This window comes from Oleiharenicola lentus, from assembly GCF_004118375.1.
In the GTDB taxonomy this organism is placed as follows: Bacteria; Verrucomicrobiota; Verrucomicrobiia; order Opitutales; family Opitutaceae; genus Lacunisphaera; species Lacunisphaera lenta.
The window spans coordinates 1,057,048-1,077,778 of sequence record NZ_SDHX01000002.1; the positions used below are offsets into that span (position 1 = coordinate 1,057,048).

Genomic DNA, 20,731 nt, shown 5'->3' on the forward strand with positions numbered 1-20,731 from the left:
ATTCCGCTCCATCCGGCCGGCCTTTGCCCGCAGCCTAACCCGGACATCACAGTTATGAGCAATCCAGTCAGCCAACAGTCCGTCCGCCCTTCGGGCGGAGCGACTTGGTCGCGGTTCGCCCCGACAAAGTCGGCCCGCCAGGGCGAATATTCCTCCATCTGGTTGTGAAAAATCCGGGCTAAGCATGCACCAGTTCGATCCCGCCCGCCCCGACTTCACGCCCTACGGTTTCACCTGCGTGCGCTGGAGCCCTTCGCCCATGCGGCGGCCGGATCACCACAACGAGATCGAGCTCAACCTGCTCTACGCCGGCTGGGTCACCTACCTGCTCGGCGGCCAGAAGGTGCGCTTCGAGATCGGCAAGCTCGGGCTGTTCTGGGCGGCGATTCCGCACCAGATCATCGATTACGCCCCGGAGACGGAATACTTCGTCGCGACGATTCCGCTCTCCTGGTTCCTGCAGTGCGAGCTGCCGGAACGCCTCACGCAGCCGCTCATGCGCGGCGAGGTCATCATGGAACCCGACAGCCGCCGGGGCACCTCCGATCAGGGCCTGTTCGCCCAGTGGGAAACCGACCTCGCCGGCGGCCGCGCCGACACCAAGGACATCGTGATGCTCGAACTGGAGGCCCGCCTGCGGCGCCTCGCGGGCAGCATCCCCTCCTCCGCGATCCAAAAACGCCGCCGCCAGCGCCTCTCCGTGCAAAGCGGCGGGCTCAACAAGGTCGAGCAGATGGCCTGCTTCGTCGCCCAACGCTACACCGATCCGCTCACTGTCACCGAGATCAGCCAGGCCGTGAGCCTGCATCCGAACTACGCGATGAACCTGTTCAAGAAAACCTTCGGCACGACGCTCATCGACTACCTCACGCACCACCGCATCTCGCACGCCCAGCGCCTGCTCGCGACCACCGACCAGAAAGTCCTCGAGATCGCCTTCGCCTCGGGCTTCAGCTCGCTGAGCCGCTTCAACGAGGCTTTCCGCCGCGCCTGCGGCTGCACCCCGCGCGAATACCGCGTCGAGCACGAGACCTCCGAGACCGACCGCGACCGCCCCGACGCCCGGGAGGATTGAGGGGGCGAAGGTGGTGCGCGTTGCTCCCCAACGCGCAAAGGACGTCCGCACCGGAAGAAGCGCCCTGGAGAGCAGGTCGCTCCACCCCCGCTTTCATCACCACCGCTGCACCCACTCGTCGCCGGCCTTCAGGTCGAGCGCCCACGACTGCTCGCCGCAGCGCACCGTCACCTTGCCGCTCTGTGTGGCGCGCACGACGGCGCTCACCAGTTTCCCGTCGCGCCAGGCAACATCCACGCTGTAGCCGCCCCGCGCACGCAGTCCGCGCGCCGCGCCCTCGCTCCACTGCGGCGGCAACGCCGGCAGCAGCCGGATCTCCGTGTAGGGCGGGATCGCTGATCCCGCCGCTGGAGGGCCGGTCTCCGCACCGGCCGTCTTTGGAGGGCTCGGCTCCCGCTGAGCCGCGGCCCGGCCGGAGCCGGGCCCTTCACTGCGGCTCTGGACGATCAGCTCCGCAATCACCGCGGGGCCGCCGAGGTTGCCATCAATCTGGAACGGCGGGTGCGCGCCAAAGAGATTCGCGTAAAGCCCGCCGGTCCACTGGCCGACCTTCTCGGTCGGCTTCGCCGGACGCAGGTGCTGCTTCAGCAGGTCGTGCGAGCGCGCGCCGTCCCCGAGGCGGGCCCACATGCCGAGCTTGAAGGCCGTGCCCCAACCGGTGCCCTCGTCGCCGCGCCCCTCAAGGGTCTTGCGCGCCGCCGCCGCCAGCGCGGGATCGGACCACGCGGTGAATTCATGGCCGGGATAAAGTCCCCAGAGGTGCGAGACGTGACGGTGATGCGGCTCGGGCTCGGCGTATTCCTCCAGCCATTCCATCACGCGGCCGTCGCTTCCGATGCGCGTCGGCGCCAGCTGCGCGCGCTTGGCATCGAGTTCGCCCGCCAGCTCCGTATCCACGCCGAGCTCGCGCGCTGCGGTCGCGGTGGCGATGAACAGCTCGCGGACGAGCTGCTGGTCCATCGTCGCCCCGAGGCAGATGTGGGCCTTGGTGCCGTCGGCCAGCTGGAAGGAATTTTCCGGAGAGTTCGACGGCGCGGTCACCAGCCAGCCGTGCTTCGGCTCGGCGATCAGCATGTCGAGGTAGAACTCGGCCGAACCTTTGAGGATCGGATAGGCAGTTTTCAGGAACTCCCGGTCGCGGGTGAACAGCCAGTGTTCCCACAGGTGCGTGCAGAGCCAGGCCGAACCCGAGCTGGTCGAGCCCCATTGCGCCGACTCGCCGGGCGAGGTGAAGCCCCAGGGATTGGTGATGACATGCGCCACCCAGCCGTCGGCGCCGTAGTAGGCGCGCGCGGTCTTCGCGCCCGGCTCCACCAGCGAGCCGATCAGGGCGAACAACGGACGATGCAGCTCCGGCAGACCCGCCACCTCGGCGAGCCAGTAGTTCATCTGGACGTTGATGTTGAGGTGCCAGTCGCCGTTCCACGGCGTGTTGATGCCGTCGGCCCAGATGCCCTGCAAATTCGCCGGCAACCCGCCCGGCCGCGACGACGAGATCAGCAGGTAACGCCCGAAATCAAAATACAGCGCGGCCAGCCCCGGGTCCGGCTGCCCCGCTTCGAACGCCAGCAACCGCGCCGGCGCGCTCAACGCCTCGGCCGCGGGATTCACCGGCCCGAGCTGCAGCGACACGCGGTCGAACCACTGGCGGTAGTCGGTGACGTGCGACGCGCGAACGGCGGAAAATCCCATCGAAGCCGCCCTCGCGACATCGTCCATTGCGACCGCCGGCAGAAATCCGGTCTTCCGTCCGGCAAAGCTGCGATTGCCGATATCGGTCACACCCGACACATAAATCACAACCTCGGTGGCCTCGCGCACTTGCAGAGTCGCTCCCGCAGCGCGCACCCTGCCGTCAGTCGGAGGCACCCAGACATTCGCCAGAAACCGCACCCCCTCGCCCCCGCGTCCATCATCCAGTGATCCCTCCATCAGCAGGGAGCTGGGTATCTTGCCAGCCAGGATTCCACCGTCTTCAGCCTTCGTGGTCGCCCGCTCCGAACGACCGAGGGTGAGATCGAACGACAACGCCTTGGGCTTGTCCGCCGTGAGCCGCAGCACGAACACCTCGTCCGGCGCACTGACGAACCCCTCGCGCGTGAAGCGCACGCCGCCCTGCACGTAGCTGAGCCGGGCCACGGCCTCGCCGAGGTCGAGTTCGCGCCGGTAGTCCGTGAACGGTTCCGCGGCCGCGGCATGGACAAACTTCAGCTTCAGGTCGCCGAGCAGCTGGTAGCTGCCGTAGGGAATCGTCGCCCCGCGCCCGCGCCCCGAACCGCGGCCGGCGCAGGTGAAACGCTCGTTCACGAGCTTCTCCGCCTCCGCGTTCTTGCCCTCCAGCAGCAGCCGGCGGATCTCCGGCAGGGCCTCGGCCGCGTCGGCCCGATCCGCCTCCTGCGGCGAACCCGACCACATGCCGCTCTCGTTGAGCACGATCCGCTCCTCCGTCACGCCGCCGAAGAGCATGGCCCCGAGCCGGCCGTTGCCCAGCGGACTCGACTGCGTGAAATGCGTCGCCGGCTCGTCGAGCCGGATGACGCGCCCGGCGGCGAAGGAAACGGAGAGGCAAAGCGAGGCGAGAATCGCGAGTCGGGGGAGAAGCTTCATGGGGTCCCGCGACTAAAGCCCGAGTCCTCCGTTTTTCACGCCGAATCCCATGGAGATTTCCGACAGGGCCTCACGCCAAGAACGCCTGAGCCGTATCGCTGCAATCGAACCCGATTCAGCTCTGAGTGCTTTTGCCATGGGGAGGTGGAGCGCGTTGCTCCCCAACGCGCTTGGCTCCGTCAGCTCCCAAACCAGCGCATTGGGGAGCAATGCGCTCCACCTTCGCGCCCTTTGCGCGAGGCCATGCATGGGTGTTAAATCGCCAATTCCCCGTCACAATCCCGGAGCAATCCGAACGTGACGCCCACGCGCGTCACGCTTTGATGGCGTAACCCCGATGCGCCCCCGTCTCCTTTGTCTGTTTCTGCTGCTTGCCGCCCTGCTCCGCGCCGACCTCGCCTGCCCGCCGATCTTTGGCGACCACATGGTGCTCCAGCGCGACCTGCCCGTCGCCGTGTGGGGCACGGCCGAACCGGCCGCCACGGTGACCGTGCGCTTCGCCGATCAGGAGAAAGCCACCACGACCGACGCCAGCGGCCGCTGGCTCGTCCGCCTCGACGCCCTCCCCGCCTCCGCCGACCCGCGCGACCTCACCATCTCGGCCCTCAATCGAGAATCCAAAATCGAAAATCTAAAATTCGAGGACGTTCTCGTCGGCGAGGTCTGGTTTCTCTCCGGCCAGTCCAACATGGAAAAGCAGCTCGGCCCGCGCCGCGGCCAGCAGCCCACCGACGGCTATGAGGAGGAACTCACCCGCGCCGACTGCCCGCCGCTGCGCCTGTTCCAAGGGCTGCATGCCCTCAAGCCCAAGGAAGGCGACATCCTCCTGGAGTGGCGCCGTTGCTCGGCAGAGGCGTTGACCCGCATGGAATTCTCGGCGGCCGGCTATTACTTCGGCCGGGAACTTGTCCGGGAACTCGGCGTGCCGGTCGGCCTGATTCACTCCAGCTTCGGCGGCACCCGGATCGAGGCCTGGATGCCGCCGGCGGCCTTCGCCTCCGACCCGGCTCTGCGCGGCCTGGAAAAGGTCCCGTACGATTCCTGGGTCAAGGGGGTGCAGGCCACCGAGCTGTGGACGGAGCGCGTGACCCCCTATGTGCCGTTCACCCTCCGGGGCTTCCTGTGGTATCAGGGCGAGGCCAACGTGATGAACGCCGAGCACCTCGAATACGCCGTGAAAATGCGTGCGCTCATCGCCAGCTGGCGCGCGGCCTGGGGCCGGCCCGACGCGCCGTTCTACTTCGCCCAGCTCGCGCCCTTCACCTACTCGCGGATCAAGGTCTGGCCCAAGCAGCTGACCCCCGACTCCCTGCCCGCCGTCTGGGAAGCGCAGGCCGCCGCGCTCGATGTGCCGCACACGGGCCTCATCCCCACGACCGACCTGGTCGGCAACGTGAAGGACATCCACCCGACCAACAAACACGACGTCGGCCGGCGCTTCGCCCGGCTCGCGCTGGCGGAGACCTACGGACGCAAGGAAAACGCCGTGCAGGCTCCTCGATTCCAGACGCTGCGCCGCCCGTGGTTCAGCCAGAAGCTCGAACTCACGTTCACGCCGGCCGTCGGTCTCCGCAGCCGCGACGGCCAGCCGCTCACCCTTTTCCAAATCGCCGGCGCCGACCGGAAGTTTCATCCGGCCGAGGCCGTGCTCAAGGGCGGCAAGGTCGTCGTGAGCAGCCCGGCGGTGCCGAAGCCCGTCGCCGTGCGCTTCGCGTGGGACGAAACCGCGAACCCCAATCTCGTGAACCCCGCCGGCCTGCCCGCGCTGCCCTTCCGCACCGACGACTGGCCACTGACGCTCGAGGTGCCGAAGGAAGCGAAGTAGGTGGAGCGCGTTGCTCCCCAACGCGCCGCTTGGGTTCATGTCGCCCCGCCGATCAACGCACTGGGGAGCAGTGCGTTCCACCGGTTAATGGATAAAACGCCCGAACCTGTCATTCTGAGCGCAGCGAAGAATCCAGGGGAGTCCGCACCCCATTTCCGCCCAGGCTGGATTCTTCGCTGCGCTCAGAATGACACGCTGCGAAAGCGGCTTGGCGGGACTTAGCCGCAACTTGTAGGTGCGTGGCCTTCCCACGTCCGCGGGCGCGCACGAGACGCGCCCCTACACTCAATCCTGCCCGGCCCGGAACTCCGGCTGCAGCCCCGCAGCGGCTTTGATCTTCTCGCTCACCATCGGACCGTTGTTTTCCCAGACGTTGCCCTCGCCGTTGGCGTTGCGGAGGAAACGCTCGGCCGGGCACCAGTTGTCGCGCCAGACGGTGAACGCCGTGCCCTCGTCGGCGTAGTAGTAGAACCAATGCTCCGGGTCATGCACCCACGGGCTGATCTTCACCTCGTCGGCGACATTCTCGCTGACGACCGTGCCGGGTTGCGACGACAGCGTGTAGATGGCAGCGGTGTCGGTGAGGCGCGTGGCGTAGCGGACGATGCGGTTGGCGCGGACGAGGTTGTTGCGCATGGCATTGGGCGAGCGCGTCCAGCCCCAGCCGAGGCTGATGCCGGTGTAGGAGGTGTCGGTGATCTCGTTGTGCTCGATCACGGAGTCGCGCACGAAGCCCGCGATCAGCGCCACGCCGCCCCAGTCCTCGTTGGCGCAGTCGGCGAGCCGGTTGTTGGTGAAACGCAGGCGCGTGCCGATGAGCCGTTCATCGGCCGGGTTCCACGGGAGGTGCGTCTCGAAGCCGCCCTCGCCGAAGAAGCCCGCCACGAGACCGTTGATGCCGATGTCGCGAAACAGGCAGCCCGTGACGGCCGTGTCCGAGACCGCGAGCCCGAGGTCGAGCCCGCTGGCCGCGGTGCCCTCGAAGCGGCAGCGCGTGAACGCGAGGTGTTGCGCGCCGGTGACCGTAACGGCCGCAGGCGGGCGCCCGATCCAGCCCTGGTTGTCGAGGCTGCGCCACTCGGGCGTGCCCTTGGGGTTCAGGCCGTAGGCATCGAGCAGGTAGAAACCCGCCTGCAACGGAACGTGACCGGCGTGCGAAGGACGCAGCCAGGTCGTGTGCGCGAAACCGAGGCCCTCGACGGAGAAATGCTGCACCGGCCGGTCGGCCGTGCCCTCGATGCGCAACACGGTCTCGAGCGCCGGCACGATCACCCGCGCCTTCATCAAGTCCTCGCCCGCGCGCGGCCAGTAGTAAACCAAGCCGGCCTCGGCGTCAGCAAACCACTCGCCGGGTTCGTCGAGAAATTCCAGGGCGTTGGTCAGGAAAAACGGCGCGTTGCCGCGTTCGGCCGACATCACGGGCTGCGGCCAGGGATGCTCGAACTCCACCCGGCTCTCCGGTTCGTGGAAGGTCACGCGCGCCTGGTCGCCGACGCGGTCATGCGACTTCAGGCGCAACACGGCGACTTCCCACATCTGGAGCAGCACCAGCTCCACCCCGTCGAGCCGCGCCGGCACGGGCAGGGCGGCGGGGATCCACGCCTCGCGTTTCGGCCGGTCCCACGCCACGAGCCGCGCCATGTCGCCCTCGCCGGGCGTGCGGGCGCGCACAGCCTTGGTGCCCTCGACCCAGAGCTGACGAAATTCCAGGCGCCGGCCGTTGTGGCGCGGGATCGGCGCCACCCACACGTGGCCGCGGGCGACCGCCGGGAGCTGCGGCGGCGCCTCGAGCTTGTTCGTCCAGCCGTTCACCGCCACTCCGCCGCCGAGCACCGGTTTCTCGCCGGGCGCGGCCGCCAGCACCGTCGGCGCCAGCGGCGTGCCGCTGTCCTCGGGACGGATGAAGAGCGGTTCGTGCAGCAGGTAGTAACCGTCGCGCAGGATGACGCGCACGCCGTTCTCCGCGGCCGGGTTCTTGAGCCGGCGCATTTCGCGGCCGAGGCGCAGGGCCTTCGTGGCGGTGGCCAGCGGCTGCTCGCGCGTACCGGGGTTGGTGTCGCTGCCGCCGGGGGCGACCCAGAATTCGGCCGCGACCAACGCATCCACCGCGGCCACGAGAAGAACGAAAAGGGAGAGCAGGCGTTTCATCCGGAAAGAAAACAGGGGGTGACAGGCTCATTGCTCCGTTGCCGCGCACCGCGCAACGCTGAACCTTAGGCGCCCGAAAATTCGGGACAGGGATTTGACGGGTGGAGCCGACGCTCCGCGCCCGCTGCTGGGCCGGTCTCCGCACCGGCCGCAAGCCCGCTAAGGAGCGCGGGCTCCACCTTCTCAATCCCCGCCGGCGTGCTCCGTGCGGTAGGTGCGCGGGGTGCAGCCGCTGGCGCGGCGGAAGGCCTCGTTGAAGCGGCTGATCGAGCTGAAGCCCGAGCTGTAGGCCACGTCCACGATCTTCTGGTCGGTGGTGGCGAGGAGGCGCTTGGCGTGGAAAACCCGGTGGTGCGTGATGTGGTCGATCAGCGTCGTGCCGAAAACCTTTTTGAACAGCCGCATCGCCGAGTTCGGATGCATGCCGACGGCCTTGCCAATGTCGTCCACCGTGATCGGCTCGAGGTAGCTGCGGGCGATGTAGCAGACGATCTGCTCGACCTTGTTGAGGCCGCCCATCTGCACCTTGGCCGGCGGGCGCAGCGCCGGGCCGGTCTGGTCGGCCTCGAGCGCGAGCCCGAGACGGCGCAGGCGGGTCTCCATCTCGCGGGTCACGATCTCGCGCAGCACGCGGTGGTTTTTCTTCAGGTCCTGCTCCCACTGGGCGAAGAGGGCGGCGTCCATCACGCTGCGTTCGGTGGAGGGCTCGGTCACGACCTCGCCGCGCATCAGCGGCTGGACCACGGCGTCGGGCAGCTGGCACTGGAGGAACCAGGCCAGCGGCAGGGTCGCCACGAAATAGTCGGTGTCCTCCTCGTAATCGATGATCTGGTGGGGCATGGCCGCCCAAAAGGCCAGAAACTGCCCGACCGGCACCTTGGTTTTTACGCCCCCGATCATGTAGGTCACCCGGCCCCGGCGCAGGAGGTTCAGCTGGATCTCGTTGTGGTGGTCCGGACCCGGCATGGGCGACGGATTCCACCGGACGCAGGAGAGTCCGTAAGTGGTAAACTGGGCGCGTTCCGTCTCGAACTTGGCCATGGGTTAGTTTCCCGGAAGAAAAAACGCAGAACACGGCGGAAACAAAGCTTAAAACATCCTATCATCCGTCTTCCACGCAGATTGCGCACCCCCGCGATAATCCGTGGACGACCTGACACGCGCCACGGGTTTGAGCTGGCGAATTGCCCCGGATCATCCCCACGTCACCCTGTTGCCCATGAAGACCCTGCCCCTGTTCCTCGGCCTGTTGGCCGGTTGCGCCAGCTTTGCTCCGCTTGCCGCCGCGGAAAAGTCCCTCATCGACACGACCCGCTCGCCCCACGCGAAGTTCTACATGCCCGACCTCGGCGACGTGCGCTGGAACGGCGGCCTGCTCGGCGACCGCTTCGAGGTCTGCCGCGACGTGATGATCCCGCACATGTGGACGATCCTCAGCAGCGAGAAGGACAGCCACGCCTGGCACAATTACCTGATCGCCGCCGGCGAGGTGCCCGGCAAGTTCCGCGGTCCGCCGTTCAACGACGGCGATTTCCTCAAGTGGTTCGAGGCGCTGATCCAGGTTTACGCCCTCACCAGGGAGCCCGCCCTCGAGGCCCAGATCGACCGGATCATCCCTGTCATCGCCAAGGCCCAGCGCGAGGACGGTTACCTGCACACGCAGAACATCATTCCCCAGCGCAACGGCGAGAAGCCCCGCGAATTCGTGGATCGCGAGCACTTCGAGACCTACAACATGGGCCACCTGATCACGACCGCCTGCGTGCATTACCGCATCACCGGCAAGCGCACGCTGCTCGAGTGCGCGATCAAGGCGGCCGACTACATCGACCGCCTCTGCAAGGAACGCCCGCAGGAACTGGCCCGCAACGCCATCTGCCCGTCCCACTACATGGGCGTGGTCGAGCTTTACCGCGTTACCCGCGAGCCGCGTTACCTGGAGCTCGCCAAACAGCTCATCGAGATCCGCAGCCTCGTCACCGAAAAGGACGGCTCCGACCACAACCAGGACCGCACCCCCTTCCGCGAGACCACCGAGGCCGTCGGCCACGCGGTGCGCGCCAACTACCTCTACGCCGGGGTCGCCGACCTTTACGCCGAGAACGGCGATGCCACCCTGCTCAAGCCGTTGCTGGCCCTCTCCCAGGATGTCGCCGGCCAGAAACTCTACATCACCGGCATGACCGGCGCCCTCTACGACGGCGCCTCGCCCGACGGCGTCCCCCACACCCAGCACAAATACATCAAGACCGTCCACCAGGCCTACGGCCGCGACTACCAGCTGCCGAACCTCACCGCCTACAACGAGACCTGCGCCACCATCGGCTACGGCATGTGGATGTGGCGCCAGCTCGCGCTCACCGGCGACGCCGCCTATGCCGACCTTTTCGAGCAGACCCTCTACAACGGCATCCTCCCGGGCATCAGCCTCGACGGAAAGGACTACTTCTACGTCAACCCGCTGAAGAAGCTCCACGATTTCGACATTCCCCTGCGCTGGTCTCGCACCCGCGTGCCCAACATTCCCGTCAGCTTCTGCTGCCCGCCCAATGTCGTCCGCACCATCGCCGAGGCGCACAACTACGTTTACTCGCTCTCGCCCGGCGCCGTCTGGGTCAACCTCTTCGCCGCGAGCACGCTCGACACCAAGTGGACCGACGGCTCCCGCATCAAGCTCCGCCAGGAAACCGACTACCCTTGGAACGGCGCCGTGAAGCTCGTCATCGAGGAAGCCCCCGCCGCCGTGACCGCGCTGAAGTTCCGCATTCCGGGCTGGCTCAGCCCCGACCAGGTTGCCGTGAAGCTCAACGGTGCGGTGCTCCCGTCCCAGTTCCAGCCCGGCACCTACGGCTTCATCCAGCGCGCCTGGAAAGCCGGTGACACGGTCGAGCTCGCGATGGATTTCTCGCCGACCCTCTGGGAGGCCAACCCGCTCGTCGAGGAGACCGTCAACCAGGTCACGATCAAATACGGCCCGCTCGTCTATTGCGTCGAGTCCAACGACCTGCCCGAGGGCGTGCGGCTCGAGGACGTCGCGCTCTCGCTCACCACGCCCGCCGGCTTCAAGGCGCAGCGCGAAAAGATCGCCGGCGCCGACGTGCTCACCTTCACGCTCAACGGCCTGACCCTCCCGCGCCGCGACTGGGTGAAGGGCGAACTCTACCGCCCGGTCACGCCCGCCGCGCCGCGCCCCGTCACCTTCAAGGCCGTCCCCTACTACGCCTGGGGCAACCGCGGCGACACCGAGATGAGCGTCTGGCTGCCCGCCCGCTGACGCGGCAAAATTCCAAACGCCAAAGCGCCAAACCCCAAAGAAACCCCAAACCCCGGCATGATCACCCGTTCCGTCATCCTGAGCGCAGCGAAGGATCCAAGGAATCTCACGCACCCGCTTGGATCCTTCGTCCGGCTCAGGATGACACGCTTCGGGAAAGTGTCCTTCTGAATTTCCCGATTTAGATTCCCGATGCCCGACTTCACGATCTCCCCCACCCCATGACCGCTCCCACCCCCGCCCCCTCCGCCGACACCGGCACCATCACCGCCCAGCAATGGAAATGGTCCGCCCTCGCCGGCATGGCCTCCTACCTCGACGCCGGCTCCATCGTCGCCCTCGGCGCGGGCCTCGCGCTCTTCCAAACCACCTTCGGCATGACCGACGGCGCAGTCGGTGCGCTCCAGGCCATCGGACCCAACGCCATCGGCTGCGCGCTGGGCGCGTTTCTGGGCGGCTGGCTCGGGGACAAACTCGGCCGCAAGCGCATCTACCAATACGACCTGCTGGTCTACATGGCCGGCATCCTCATCATCGCGTTCTCCGCCAACAAGGAGATGCTCTTCGTGGGCACGTTCATTGTCGGCCTCGCCGTCGGCGCGGACATCCCGACTTCCCTCGCGCTCGTCGGTGAATTCGCCCCGGCCAAGGCGCGCGGCAAGCTCCTCGGCTTTACGCAGGTGGCATGGTGCCTCGGGCCGGCCATCGTGCTCTGGCTCGCCCTCGCCCTCGCCCCGCTCGGTCTGCTCGGCGTCCGCATCGTCTTCCTCCACCTCTTCGTCGTCGCCTTCGTCACCTGGGCGCTGCGGCGCGGCCTCGCGGAATCCGCGCGCTGGACCGAAGCCGCCAAGTCGGCGACCCTGGTCCGCAACAAGGTTAGCGCGCTGTTCTCCGGGTCGAACTTCCGCGCGCTCGTCTGGACGGCCACGATCTACACCTTCTGGAACCTCGCGGCCGGCACGGCCGGCGCGTTCAACTCCTACCTCATCACCAAGCACAACGCCGACAGCCAGGCCCTGGGCGTCGGCCTGCCGAGCCTCGCCTTCGTCACCGCCATGGTCGTCACCGTGGCCGTGTTCATGAAATTCGCGGACCGCAGTTTCGCCGCCCGCAAGACCATGTGGGCCATCGGCTCCCTCACCCAGATCTTCGCCTACGGCCTGCTGATCGTCATGCCCTTCAGCATCCCGGTCATCATCGCCAACATCGTGCTGTTCGCCGCCGGCGGCGCGCTCGCGGGCGAGGCTTTCTACAAGGTCTTCAGCCAGGAACTCTTCCCCACGATGCTCCGCGGCACCGCCCAGGGCTTCACCTTCGGCTTCGCCCGCATCGCCGTCGGCGTCTGGAGCTTCTACGTCCCGGTCATTTCCAACTCCGGCATCGGCACGCTGGCCACGCTGCTCACGCTGTTCCTCGCGATCAGCGGTGCAGTCGGCTTCTTCTTCATGCCCGACACCTCCGGCAAGTCCCTCGAACAGATCGAGGCCGAGCGCGCCTGAGCTAAGCCGGGACCACTGACCACGGACCAAAGACCAAGGACACCCGATCCGCGGCCCTTCCCTTTCACCGCCACTTTCAGCTTTCCCCTCCGTTGTCCTTCGTCCGCATCACGCACCTCCGCTGCGAATACCTCGTCGCCCCGCTCGGGCTCGACGAGCGGACGCCCCGCCTGAGCTGGCAACTGGAATCCGCCGCGCGCGGCGTGCGCCAGACCGCCTACCGCATCCGCGTTGCGAGCACCGCCGAGAAACTCGCCGCCGGCACCGCCGACCTCTGGGACTCCGGCCGCGTCGAATCAAACGCCACCACCCACATCGCCTACGCCGGCACCCCGCTCGCCTCCCGCCAACACTGCCACTGGCACGTCGAGGTCTGGATCGCCGATCCTCAGGTTTCAGATCTCAGGTCTCAGGTTTCTGCTCCCTCCCGCTGGACCATGGGCCTGCTGGAGAAATCCGACTGGTCCGCCAAGTGGATCGCCGCCGACCCGGAGATCATCCGCCGCGATCCGCAAGCCATCGCCCCGACGCTCACCGATCCCGGCACGCCCGCCCTCTTCCGCCGGGAGTTCGAGGTGCCCGGGCCGGTCGTGCGCGCGACCGTCTATGCCACCGCCCGCGGCCTGTTCGAACTCCGCGCCAACGGACGTCGCATCGGCGAGGACCTCTTCGCCCCGGAGTGGACCGACTACGACAAGCGCCTCCACTACCGCACCTACGACGTCACCGGCCTGATCGCCCGCGGCCCCAACTGCCTCGCCGCCACCCTCGGTGACGGCTGGTGGTCCGGCTACGTCGGCTGGCAGGAAAAACGCGGCCGCTACGGCTCGCTGGAAAACAGCCTGCTCATCCAACTTGAGATCGAACTCGCCGACGGCGCACGCTTCACCCTCGCCACCGACGGCTCGTGGACCTGCAACACCGGCCCGATCCTCGCCTCGGACCTTCAGATGGGCGAAACCTATGACGCCCGACGGGAACACGCCGGATGGGACCTACCCAAAGAAACTCCACGGGTCGTGCTCAATGACGCTCCACCGGGATGGGCGGGGGTGGAGATTCAAGGATTCGCCAAACCCGCTGACTATGCTCGCCTCGCGAATTCCGATGCTTGGCTCCCTGCTCGTGAGGTGCCGCCACCTTCTGCAGTGCTTGTCGCCCAACGCGCCGAACCGGTTCGCATCATCGAAACTTTGGAGCCGGACCATATCGGAAACCCACCCAAGGGCACATATCTTTATGATTGTGGCCAGAATATCAGCGGCTGGGTCCGGCTGCACCTTGAGCATGTGCCCGCAGGCACTAAGATCACTTTACGCCACGGCGAACGCCTCACATCCGAAGGCTCTCTCTACACTGCGAATCTGCGTCGGGCAAAAGCTACCGATACTTATGTGGTGGCCGGCCGGCCCAAGGAAGTATGGCAACCTCATTTCACTTTCCACGGTTTCCAATATTTTGAGATCACAATTGATGGTCCACGCCCACCGCATGCTTTTATAAGGGCCATCGCCTGCGTCATCCACTCGGCCACGCCTCCGGCCGGGCATTTCGAATGCTCGAACGCCCACGTGAACCGGCTCTGGCTGAACGGCCTCTGGTCGCAACGCGACAACTTCCTGTCCGTGCCCACCGACTGCCCGCAGCGCGACGAGCGCCTCGGCTGGATGGGCGACGCCCAGGTTTTCTGCCGCACCGCCATGTGCAACATGGACGTCGCCGCGTTCTTCACGAAGTGGATGACCGACGTCGAGGACGCCCAGACGGCCGAGGGAATTTTCCCGGATGTCGCCCCGCGTCTGCGCGAGGACATCCATTACGTCGGCCTCGGCAACCTCGGTGGCGGCGCCGCCTGGGCCGACGCCGGCATCATCATTCCCTACACGCTCTGGCGCGTCTATGGCGACCTTCGCCTTGTCGAGCGCCACTGGGGCGCCATGGTCCGCTGGCTCGACTGGATCGAGCGCCACAATCCCGACGGTCTCCGCCTCAACCAGCTTTTCAACAACTACGGCGACTGGCTCTGCATCCCGAGTGACACCTCCTTCGGCACGCACTCGCCGATGAAGAACCTGCTCGCGACCGCCTACTGGGCCGACGACGCCGCCAAGATGGCCCGTCTCGCCCGCGCCCTCGGTCGCGAGTCGGAGGCCGCGCGTTTCCAGGCGATGTTCGAGCGCGTCCGCGCCGCCTTCCAGAAGGAGTGGCTGAAGCCCGACGGCCGCCTCGCCGTCGAAACCCAAACCGCCTACCTGCTCGCCCTCGCCTTCGACCTGCTGCCGCCGAACCTGCGCGCCGCCGCCACCGAACACCTCGTCGCGAACATCCGCAACCTCGACTGGCACCTCAGCACGGGCTTCGTCGGCATCAGCCACCTCAATCCGCAGCTCACGCTCGCCGGCCACGCCGATGTCGCCTACCGGCTCCTGCTGCAGGAAACCTATCCATCGTGGCTCTTCCCCGTGCTCCAGGGCGCCACCACGATCTGGGAACGCTGGGACAGCTGGACCATCGCCGGCGGTTTCCACAAGGACGGCATGAACTCTTTCAACCACTACTCGCTTGGTTCCGTCGGCGAGTGGTTGTTCCGCCACGTCGCCGGCATCGAGCTCGACCCCGAGGTGCCCGGCTACCAGCGGTTCGTGCTGCAACCGCATCTCGGCGCCGGCTTGGATTTCGCCCGCGCCACCTACCGCACGATGCACGGCGAAATCGCCAGCGCCTGGCGCCGCGAAGGCGACAAGCTCACGTGGACCGTTACCGTCCCGCCCAACACCACCGCGCAGGTCTTCATCCCGAGCGAACCCGGCACCGACGTGCACGCCGACGGCCTCACGGTCACCGGCCGCGAAGGCCGCTTCGCCCGCTGCGAAGCCCCCGCCGGCACCTACACGTTCACGAGCACCTATAAAGTGGAGGGCCCAGCTCCCGCTGGGCCGGTTTGATCCGCGCTCACCCCTTCCGCTTCACCAGCAGCAGATGTTCCGCCGCCAACACCGTTTCCCCGCGCTGGTTCAGCGCCTCGACCAGCTCGACGACCACGCCGAGCGTCGGGCGCTTGGGGTCGTCGCGCTTCTCCTTCACGGTGCAGCGCGAGGTGATCGTGTCGCCGATGAACACCGGCTTGATGAACCGCACGCGGTCGTAGCCATAGGAAAACGCCTCGGGGTTGATCTCGCCCGCGGTCTGGCCGACGGCCACCGCGAAGATCAGCGTGCCGTGCGCGATGCGCTGCTTGAACGGCTGCGTCTTGCACCACTCGGCGTCCATGTGGTGCGGGTAGAAATCACCGGTCTGGCCGGCGTGCAGCACGACGTCGGCCTCGGTGATCGTGCGGCCCGTCGAGGTGCGGCTCGTGCCCGGCGCGTAGTCTTCGAAAAAGAGCGTCTTCATGATGTGCGGCGCAGCGTGAGCCGCGTCCGTCCGGAGGGCAATCCCGCTTGAGGCTTATGGCGCCGTGCCACGTCCCGCTTCCTTCCGTCTCGCGCCCGATCGTCTCGATCGGCGCCGGCGGCATCGTGCGCGACGCCCATCTGCCGGCCTACCGGCTCGCAGGCTTTCCCGTGGCGGGCGTCTTCGACCCCGACACCGCCAAGGCCGCGAAGCTTGCCGCCGACTTCGGTATTCCGCGCGTGTTTGCCTCGCTGGCCGAGGCCGTCGCCCAGGCCCCGGCCCACGCCTTGTTCGACGTGGCCGTGCCGGCCTCCGCCCTGCCTGACGTCCTGCCCGCCCTGCCCGACGGCGCGCCGGTGCTGATTCAGAAACCCTTCGGCGAAAACCTCGCTGCCGCGCGCCAGCTCCTCGCGCTCTGCGAGCACAAGCGCCTCTCGGCCGCGGTGAACTTCCAGCTGCGCACCTCGCCCGGCGTCGTCGAGGCGCGCCGGTTGATCGCCGCTGGCGCGATCGGCGACCTGCACGACCTCGAGGTGCGCGTGACGGTTTACACGCCGTGGCAGCTCTGGACCTTCCTTGAGGGCATCCCGCGCGTGGAAATCCTCTACCACAGCATCCACTACGTGGACCTCGTGCGCAGTTTTCTCGGCGAACCGACCGGCGTTCACGCCAAGACCACGCGCCACCCGGCCGCGCCGAAACTCGCCGCCACGCGCACGACGATGGCGCTCGAATACGGCGAAGACCTGCGCGCCACGATCACCACGAACCACGGCCACAACTTCGGCGGCGCCCACCAGGAGAGCTATGTGAAATGGGAGGGCACCCGCGGCGCGCTCAAGCTCCGCCTCGGCCTGCTGCTCGACTACCCGCACGGCGAGCCCGACACCCTCGAACTCTGCCCGCTCGGGGCCGACGGCCGGCCGGGCGCCTGGCAGCCTGTGCCGCTCGCGGGCAACTGGTTTCCCCACGCCTTCATCGGCCCGATGGCCGCGCTCCAGCGTTTCGCCGCCGGCGAGAGCCCCGACCTGCCCACGCGCGTGGCCGACGCGTTCCGCACGATGGCCGTCGTCGAGGCTGCCTACGAATCCAGCGCCCGCGGCGCCACGCCGATTCCCGCATGAGCACTTCCGTCCAGCTTCGCGGCATGACCTGGGGCCACACGCGCGGCTTTTTGCCCGTCGTCGCCACCGCCCAGCGCTTCGGCGAGCTGAACCCCGGCGTCGAAATCGTCTGGGAGAAGCGCTCGCTGAAGGCCTTCGAGGAGTTCCCCGTGGAGAAACTCGCCGCCGACTACGACCTGATCGTGCTCGACCACCCCTTCGTCGGCTACGCCGCCGCGCACGGTCCGCTGCTGCCGCTCGACGAACACCTGCCGGCCGCCTTCCTCGCCGACCAGGCCGCCAACTCCGTCGGCGCCTCGCACCCGAGCTACACCTACGGCGGCCACCACTGGGCGCTGGCCATCGACGCAGCCACGCCGGTCGCCTTCTGGCGCGAGGACCTGCTGGCCCGGCACGGCGTCGCGGTGCCGCGCACCTGGGACGACCTGCTTGGTCTCGCTCGCGCCGGCCGCGTGGAGATCCCCGCCGCACCAATCAACTGCCTGATGAATTTCTACACGTTCTGCGTGGCCCACGGCGAAACGCCCTTCGCCACCCGCGAACGCGTGGCCTCCGCCGACACCGGCCGCGCCGCCCTCGCCAGTCTGCGTGAACTCATCTCGCTCTGCGACCCGGGCTGCTGGGCGCGCAACCCGATCGCCTCGCACGACCTCGTGGCCTCCGCCGCGAACACGCAGGTCGCCTACTGCCCTCTCGCCTACGGCTACTCCAACTACGCGCGCGCCGGCTACGCCGCCCACCGCCTGACCTTCGGCGAGCCCCCGCTCCACCGCGGCGCCCCGCTGCGCACCACCCTCGGCGGGACCGGCCTCGCCGTGTCGGCGCTGCGGCCGCACCGCGCCACCGCCCTCGCCTACGCGCAGTTCGCCGCCTCGGCGGAGATTCAGCGCACGCTCTACACCGCCGCCGGCGGCCAGCCCGGCCACCGCAAGGCGTGGACCGACGCCGACAACAATGCGCTCACCGGCGGTTGCTTCATCCGCACGCTGCCGGTGCTCGACCGCGCCTTCCTGCGTCCGCGCCATAACGGCTACATGGCCTTCCAAGAGCACGCCGGGCAGGTCGTGCACGCCGCGCTGCGTGGCCAGACAGACGAAGCCTCGGCCCTGAACCAACTCGATGCGCTCTACCGCGCATCGCTGGGCAATCGTGAAAACTGAGATTCTCCGAGGCTATTCGATATGGTGATTTACCCTCAAACTCCCCCCGCCGTCATCCTGAGTGAAACGAAGGATCCAAGGGAATCCGCGCATCTCCTTGGATGCTTCGCACGGCTCAGCATGACGCTCCGCGGATTTGATCCGGCTGAAACTGTGGGGCTTCGATTCCCGATGCCCGATTTCAAGATTTCCCTCCCCGCATGAAACCGCTCGAAGGTCTCCTCGTTCTCGATTTCGCCCAGTTTCTCGCCGGGCCCTGGGCCGCCACGCGCCTCGCCGACCTCGGCGCGCGCGTCATCAAGATTGAGCGCCCGGGCACGGGCGACATCGGCCGCCAGCTCTACATCTCCAACCTCGCGCTCGACGGCGACAGCACGCTCTTCCACTCGATCAACCGCAACAAGCAGAGCTACGCCGCGGACCTCAAGAACCCGGCCGACCTCGCGAAGGTGAAGCAGCTCATCGCGCGGGCCGACGTGCTCATCCAGAACTTCCGCCCCGGCGTGATGGAGCGCATCGGCCTCGGCCCGGAGCAGTGCGCCGCGCTCAACCCGCGCCTCGTCTATGGCGTCGTCACCGGCTACGGCCGCACCGGCCCGTGGGTGGAGAAACCCGGCCAGGACCTCCTCGCGCAGTCCGTTTCCGGCCTCGTCCACCTCAACGGCAACGCCGGCGACCCGCCGCTGCCCTTCGGCCTCGCCGTCGCCGACCTCACCGCGAGCGCCCACCTCGTGCAGGGCCTGCTCGCCGCCCTCGTGCGCCGCGGCGTCACGGGCAAGGGCGGCCTCGTCGAGGTCAGCCTGCTCGAATCCATCCTCGACCTGCAGTTCGAGGTCACGACGACCTTCCTCAACGACGGTGGCCGCGTGCCGCAGCGCAGCGCGGTGAACAACGGCCACGCCTACCTCGGCGCGCCCTATGGCATCTATGCCACCGCCGACGGCTTTCTCGCGCTCGCGATGGGTTCGATCACGAAGCTTGGTGAACTGCTCGCGCTACCCTCGCTCGCCGCCTTCGCCGACCCGGCCACGTGGTTCACGCGCCGCGATGAGATCAAGCGCCTCCTCGCCGACCACCTCAAGACGCAGCCGACCAAGCACTGGCTCGCCCGCCTCGAACCCGCCGACTACTGGTGCGCCGAGGTCCACTCCTGGCCGCAGCTCTGGGAGACCGACGCGTTCAAGGCCCTCGACTTCGTGCAGGAAGTCACCCGTGACGGCGGCCCGACGCTCCGCACCACCCGCTGCCCGATCACGATCGACGGCCAGCGCTTCAAGTCCCCGCGCGGCGCCCCCCGCGTCGGCCAGCACACCGCGGCCATCCAAACCGAATTCGGCCTGTGAGTCCCTTCCTTTCAATTCTCGCCCCCTGTCATTCTGAGCGCAGCGAAGAATCCAGCCTCAGCACGCGCGCCCTCACGCCGGACTCTGGATCCTTCGCTCCGCTCAGGATGACACGCTGCTAACGCCCCACCCCATGTTACCCCCCGACCCCAATCCCCTGCTCGGCACCGCCTACCACGCCGTCGGCGCCGGCAGCGCGGCGCTGTGCTACGCCCCGCAGCGCCACCTGCACAAGTGGAGCTGGCAAACCTACTGGCTCACGCAGGCGGCCGGGTGCTGGCTGGTTTTCCCGTGGCTTTTCGCGTGGGCCACCATCCCCGAACTCGGCACCGTGCTGCGCGAGGCGCCGGCCGCAGCCATGTGGAAATCCTGGGCCCTCGGCGCAGTCTATGGCGTGGGTGGCATCGCGTTTGGCGTCGCCATCCGCTACATCGGCTACTCGCTCACCTACGCGCTCGCCATCAGCATCTCCTGCGTGCTCGGCACGCTGCTCCCGCCGTTCCTCGCGGGCAAACTCGGCGAAACGCTCTCGTCCAGTGCCGGTCTGCTCGTCATCGCGGGCGTGCTGGTGGGCGGCGTGGCGATGATCGTGACCGGCTACGCGGGCTTCCGCCGCGAGAGCGAAACGGCCCATGATGCCAACAAGACGCCCTTCAACGCCCGCCTCGGTCTCCCGATCGTGCTGCTCGCCGGCGTGCTGTCGGCCGTCTTCAGCTTCGCGCTGGCCGCGGCGCAACCCGTGGCCGACATCGCCGCGAAGCACGGCGCCGGTCACTTCCAGGGCAACGTCATCTACCTGTTCTCCAACAGCGGCGCCTTCACGACCACGCTGCTCTACGCCGGCTGGCTCGCCACGCGTGAGCGCACCTGGGGCGAATTCTTCCGCACGCCCGACGGCACCGGCCTCGGCCGCAACTACCTGCTCTCCGCCCTCACCGGCCTGCTCTGGTATCTGCAGTTCTTCTTCTACGGCCTCGGCCATGTGCGGATGGGCCGCTTCGAATTCTCCAGCTGGGCCATCCACATGATCATCCTGATCCTGCTGAGCTGCGGCTTCGGCGTCGCCATCGGAGAATGGAAATCCGCCCGCCCCGCCACCAAGGCCCTTGTCTTCGCCTCCATCGCCCTCCTTCTCGGCGCCGTCGGCCTCATCAGCTACGGCAACACCCTGGCCTCCGCCCCCGCCGCCCACTGACCAACCCAATGTTCGTAATACGAACATTCAACCGATGCCCCCTGAGACCACACCTGTCGCCTTCCGAGCCGTTTCCCCAACGGTGGCG

At 67.5% G+C, this 20,731-nt stretch carries 13 protein-coding genes; 9 read left to right on the forward strand and 4 right to left on the reverse strand.

Annotated elements, in window-relative coordinates:
* The first annotated feature begins 184 nt into the window (after nucleotides 1-184).
* Nucleotides 185-1,075, forward strand: coding sequence for a helix-turn-helix domain-containing protein (locus tag ESB00_RS18085; protein WP_129049443.1), 891 nt, complete (start codon nucleotides 185-187; stop codon nucleotides 1,073-1,075).
* A gap of 96 nt (nucleotides 1,076-1,171) precedes the next feature.
* Here ESB00_RS18085 and ESB00_RS18090 read toward each other — a convergent pair whose 3' ends face one another.
* Nucleotides 1,172-3,682: a glycoside hydrolase family 95 protein gene (locus tag ESB00_RS18090; RefSeq protein ID WP_129049446.1), complete on the reverse strand. Its 2,511-nt coding sequence runs from the start codon at nucleotides 3,680-3,682 to the stop codon at nucleotides 1,172-1,174.
* Nucleotides 3,683-4,019: 337 nt separating this feature from the next.
* On the opposite strand from ESB00_RS18090, the gene ESB00_RS18095 reads away from it, so the two are divergent.
* Nucleotides 4,020-5,507, forward strand: a complete 1,488-nt coding sequence (locus ESB00_RS18095; protein WP_129049448.1) for a sialate O-acetylesterase — start codon at nucleotides 4,020-4,022, stop codon at nucleotides 5,505-5,507.
* Between the two features lie 285 nt (nucleotides 5,508-5,792).
* Here ESB00_RS18095 and ESB00_RS18100 read toward each other — a convergent pair whose 3' ends face one another.
* Nucleotides 5,793-7,655 (reverse strand): right-handed parallel beta-helix repeat-containing protein, encoded by a 1,863-nt coding sequence (locus ESB00_RS18100; protein WP_129049450.1) that lies wholly within the window; start codon nucleotides 7,653-7,655, stop codon nucleotides 5,793-5,795.
* A 183-nt stretch (nucleotides 7,656-7,838) separates the two neighbouring features.
* Complete coding sequence (locus tag ESB00_RS18105; protein WP_129049452.1) at nucleotides 7,839-8,696, reverse strand: helix-turn-helix domain-containing protein; 858 nt, start codon at nucleotides 8,694-8,696, stop codon at nucleotides 7,839-7,841.
* A 178-nt stretch (nucleotides 8,697-8,874) separates the two neighbouring features.
* Between ESB00_RS18105 and ESB00_RS18110 the strand changes: the two genes are divergently transcribed.
* The 3 genes from ESB00_RS18110 to ESB00_RS18120 all read left to right on the forward strand — a co-directional run bounded on the left by ESB00_RS18110 (nucleotide 8,875) and on the right by ESB00_RS18120 (nucleotide 15,373).
* Nucleotides 8,875-10,929 carry a glycoside hydrolase family 127 protein gene (locus ESB00_RS18110; RefSeq protein ID WP_129049454.1) on the forward strand — a complete coding sequence of 685 codons (2,055 nt, stop codon included), beginning with the start codon at nucleotides 8,875-8,877 and terminating at the stop codon, nucleotides 10,927-10,929.
* A gap of 221 nt (nucleotides 10,930-11,150) precedes the next feature.
* Nucleotides 11,151-12,428, forward strand: a complete 1,278-nt coding sequence (locus ESB00_RS18115; RefSeq protein WP_218938784.1) for an MFS transporter — start codon at nucleotides 11,151-11,153, stop codon at nucleotides 12,426-12,428.
* Nucleotides 12,429-12,520: 92 nt separating this feature from the next.
* Nucleotides 12,521-15,373: a glycoside hydrolase family 78 protein gene (locus tag ESB00_RS18120; RefSeq protein WP_129049457.1), complete on the forward strand. Its 2,853-nt coding sequence runs from the start codon at nucleotides 12,521-12,523 to the stop codon at nucleotides 15,371-15,373.
* 7 nt (nucleotides 15,374-15,380) lie between these two features.
* Here the strand turns inward: ESB00_RS18120 and ESB00_RS18125 are convergent, their stop codons facing one another.
* Nucleotides 15,381-15,821 (reverse strand): MaoC family dehydratase, encoded by a 441-nt coding sequence (locus ESB00_RS18125; RefSeq protein WP_218938785.1) that lies wholly within the window; start codon nucleotides 15,819-15,821, stop codon nucleotides 15,381-15,383.
* 56 nt (nucleotides 15,822-15,877) lie between these two features.
* On the opposite strand from ESB00_RS18125, the gene ESB00_RS18130 reads away from it, so the two are divergent.
* The 4 genes from ESB00_RS18130 (at nucleotide 15,878) to ESB00_RS18145 (ending at nucleotide 20,643) form a co-directional block, all read left to right on the forward strand.
* Nucleotides 15,878-16,945: a Gfo/Idh/MocA family protein gene (locus tag ESB00_RS18130; RefSeq protein WP_129049461.1), complete on the forward strand. Its 1,068-nt coding sequence runs from the start codon at nucleotides 15,878-15,880 to the stop codon at nucleotides 16,943-16,945.
* Nucleotides 16,942-18,105, forward strand: coding sequence for an extracellular solute-binding protein (locus ESB00_RS18135; RefSeq protein ID WP_129049463.1), 1,164 nt, complete (start codon nucleotides 16,942-16,944; stop codon nucleotides 18,103-18,105). The genes ESB00_RS18130 and ESB00_RS18135 overlap by 4 nt, the downstream gene beginning before the upstream one ends.
* Before the next feature lie 200 nt (nucleotides 18,106-18,305).
* Nucleotides 18,306-19,448 (forward strand): CaiB/BaiF CoA transferase family protein, encoded by a 1,143-nt coding sequence (locus tag ESB00_RS18140; RefSeq protein WP_129049465.1) that lies wholly within the window; start codon nucleotides 18,306-18,308, stop codon nucleotides 19,446-19,448.
* Between the two features lie 133 nt (nucleotides 19,449-19,581).
* Entirely contained in the window at nucleotides 19,582-20,643 is a 1,062-nt protein-coding gene (locus ESB00_RS18145) for an L-rhamnose/proton symporter RhaT (protein WP_129049468.1), read from the forward strand.
* Nucleotides 20,644-20,731 lie beyond the last annotated feature (88 nt).

What these genes read in the sequence shown, in the direction of transcription:
- ESB00_RS18085 (WP_129049443.1), top strand. Translation starts at nt 185, where the DNA reads ATGCACCAGTTCGATCCCGCCCGCCCCGACTTCACGCCCTACGGTTTC.
- ESB00_RS18090 (WP_129049446.1), bottom strand. Translation starts at nt 3,682, where the DNA reads ATGAAGCTTCTCCCCCGACTCGCGATTCTCGCCTCGCTTTGCCTCTCC.
- ESB00_RS18095 (WP_129049448.1), top strand. Translation starts at nt 4,020, where the DNA reads ATGCGCCCCCGTCTCCTTTGTCTGTTTCTGCTGCTTGCCGCCCTGCTC.
- ESB00_RS18100 (WP_129049450.1), bottom strand. Translation starts at nt 7,655, where the DNA reads ATGAAACGCCTGCTCTCCCTTTTCGTTCTTCTCGTGGCCGCGGTGGAT.
- ESB00_RS18105 (WP_129049452.1), bottom strand. Translation starts at nt 8,696, where the DNA reads ATGGCCAAGTTCGAGACGGAACGCGCCCAGTTTACCACTTACGGACTC.
- ESB00_RS18110 (WP_129049454.1), top strand. Translation starts at nt 8,875, where the DNA reads ATGAAGACCCTGCCCCTGTTCCTCGGCCTGTTGGCCGGTTGCGCCAGC.
- ESB00_RS18115 (WP_218938784.1), top strand. Translation starts at nt 11,151, where the DNA reads ATGACCGCTCCCACCCCCGCCCCCTCCGCCGACACCGGCACCATCACC.
- ESB00_RS18125 (WP_218938785.1), bottom strand. Translation starts at nt 15,821, where the DNA reads ATGAAGACGCTCTTTTTCGAAGACTACGCGCCGGGCACGAGCCGCACC.
- ESB00_RS18130 (WP_129049461.1), top strand. Translation starts at nt 15,878, where the DNA reads ATGGCGCCGTGCCACGTCCCGCTTCCTTCCGTCTCGCGCCCGATCGTC.
- ESB00_RS18135 (WP_129049463.1), top strand. Translation starts at nt 16,942, where the DNA reads ATGAGCACTTCCGTCCAGCTTCGCGGCATGACCTGGGGCCACACGCGC.
- ESB00_RS18140 (WP_129049465.1), top strand. Translation starts at nt 18,306, where the DNA reads ATGAAACCGCTCGAAGGTCTCCTCGTTCTCGATTTCGCCCAGTTTCTC.
- ESB00_RS18145 (WP_129049468.1), top strand. Translation starts at nt 19,582, where the DNA reads ATGTTACCCCCCGACCCCAATCCCCTGCTCGGCACCGCCTACCACGCC.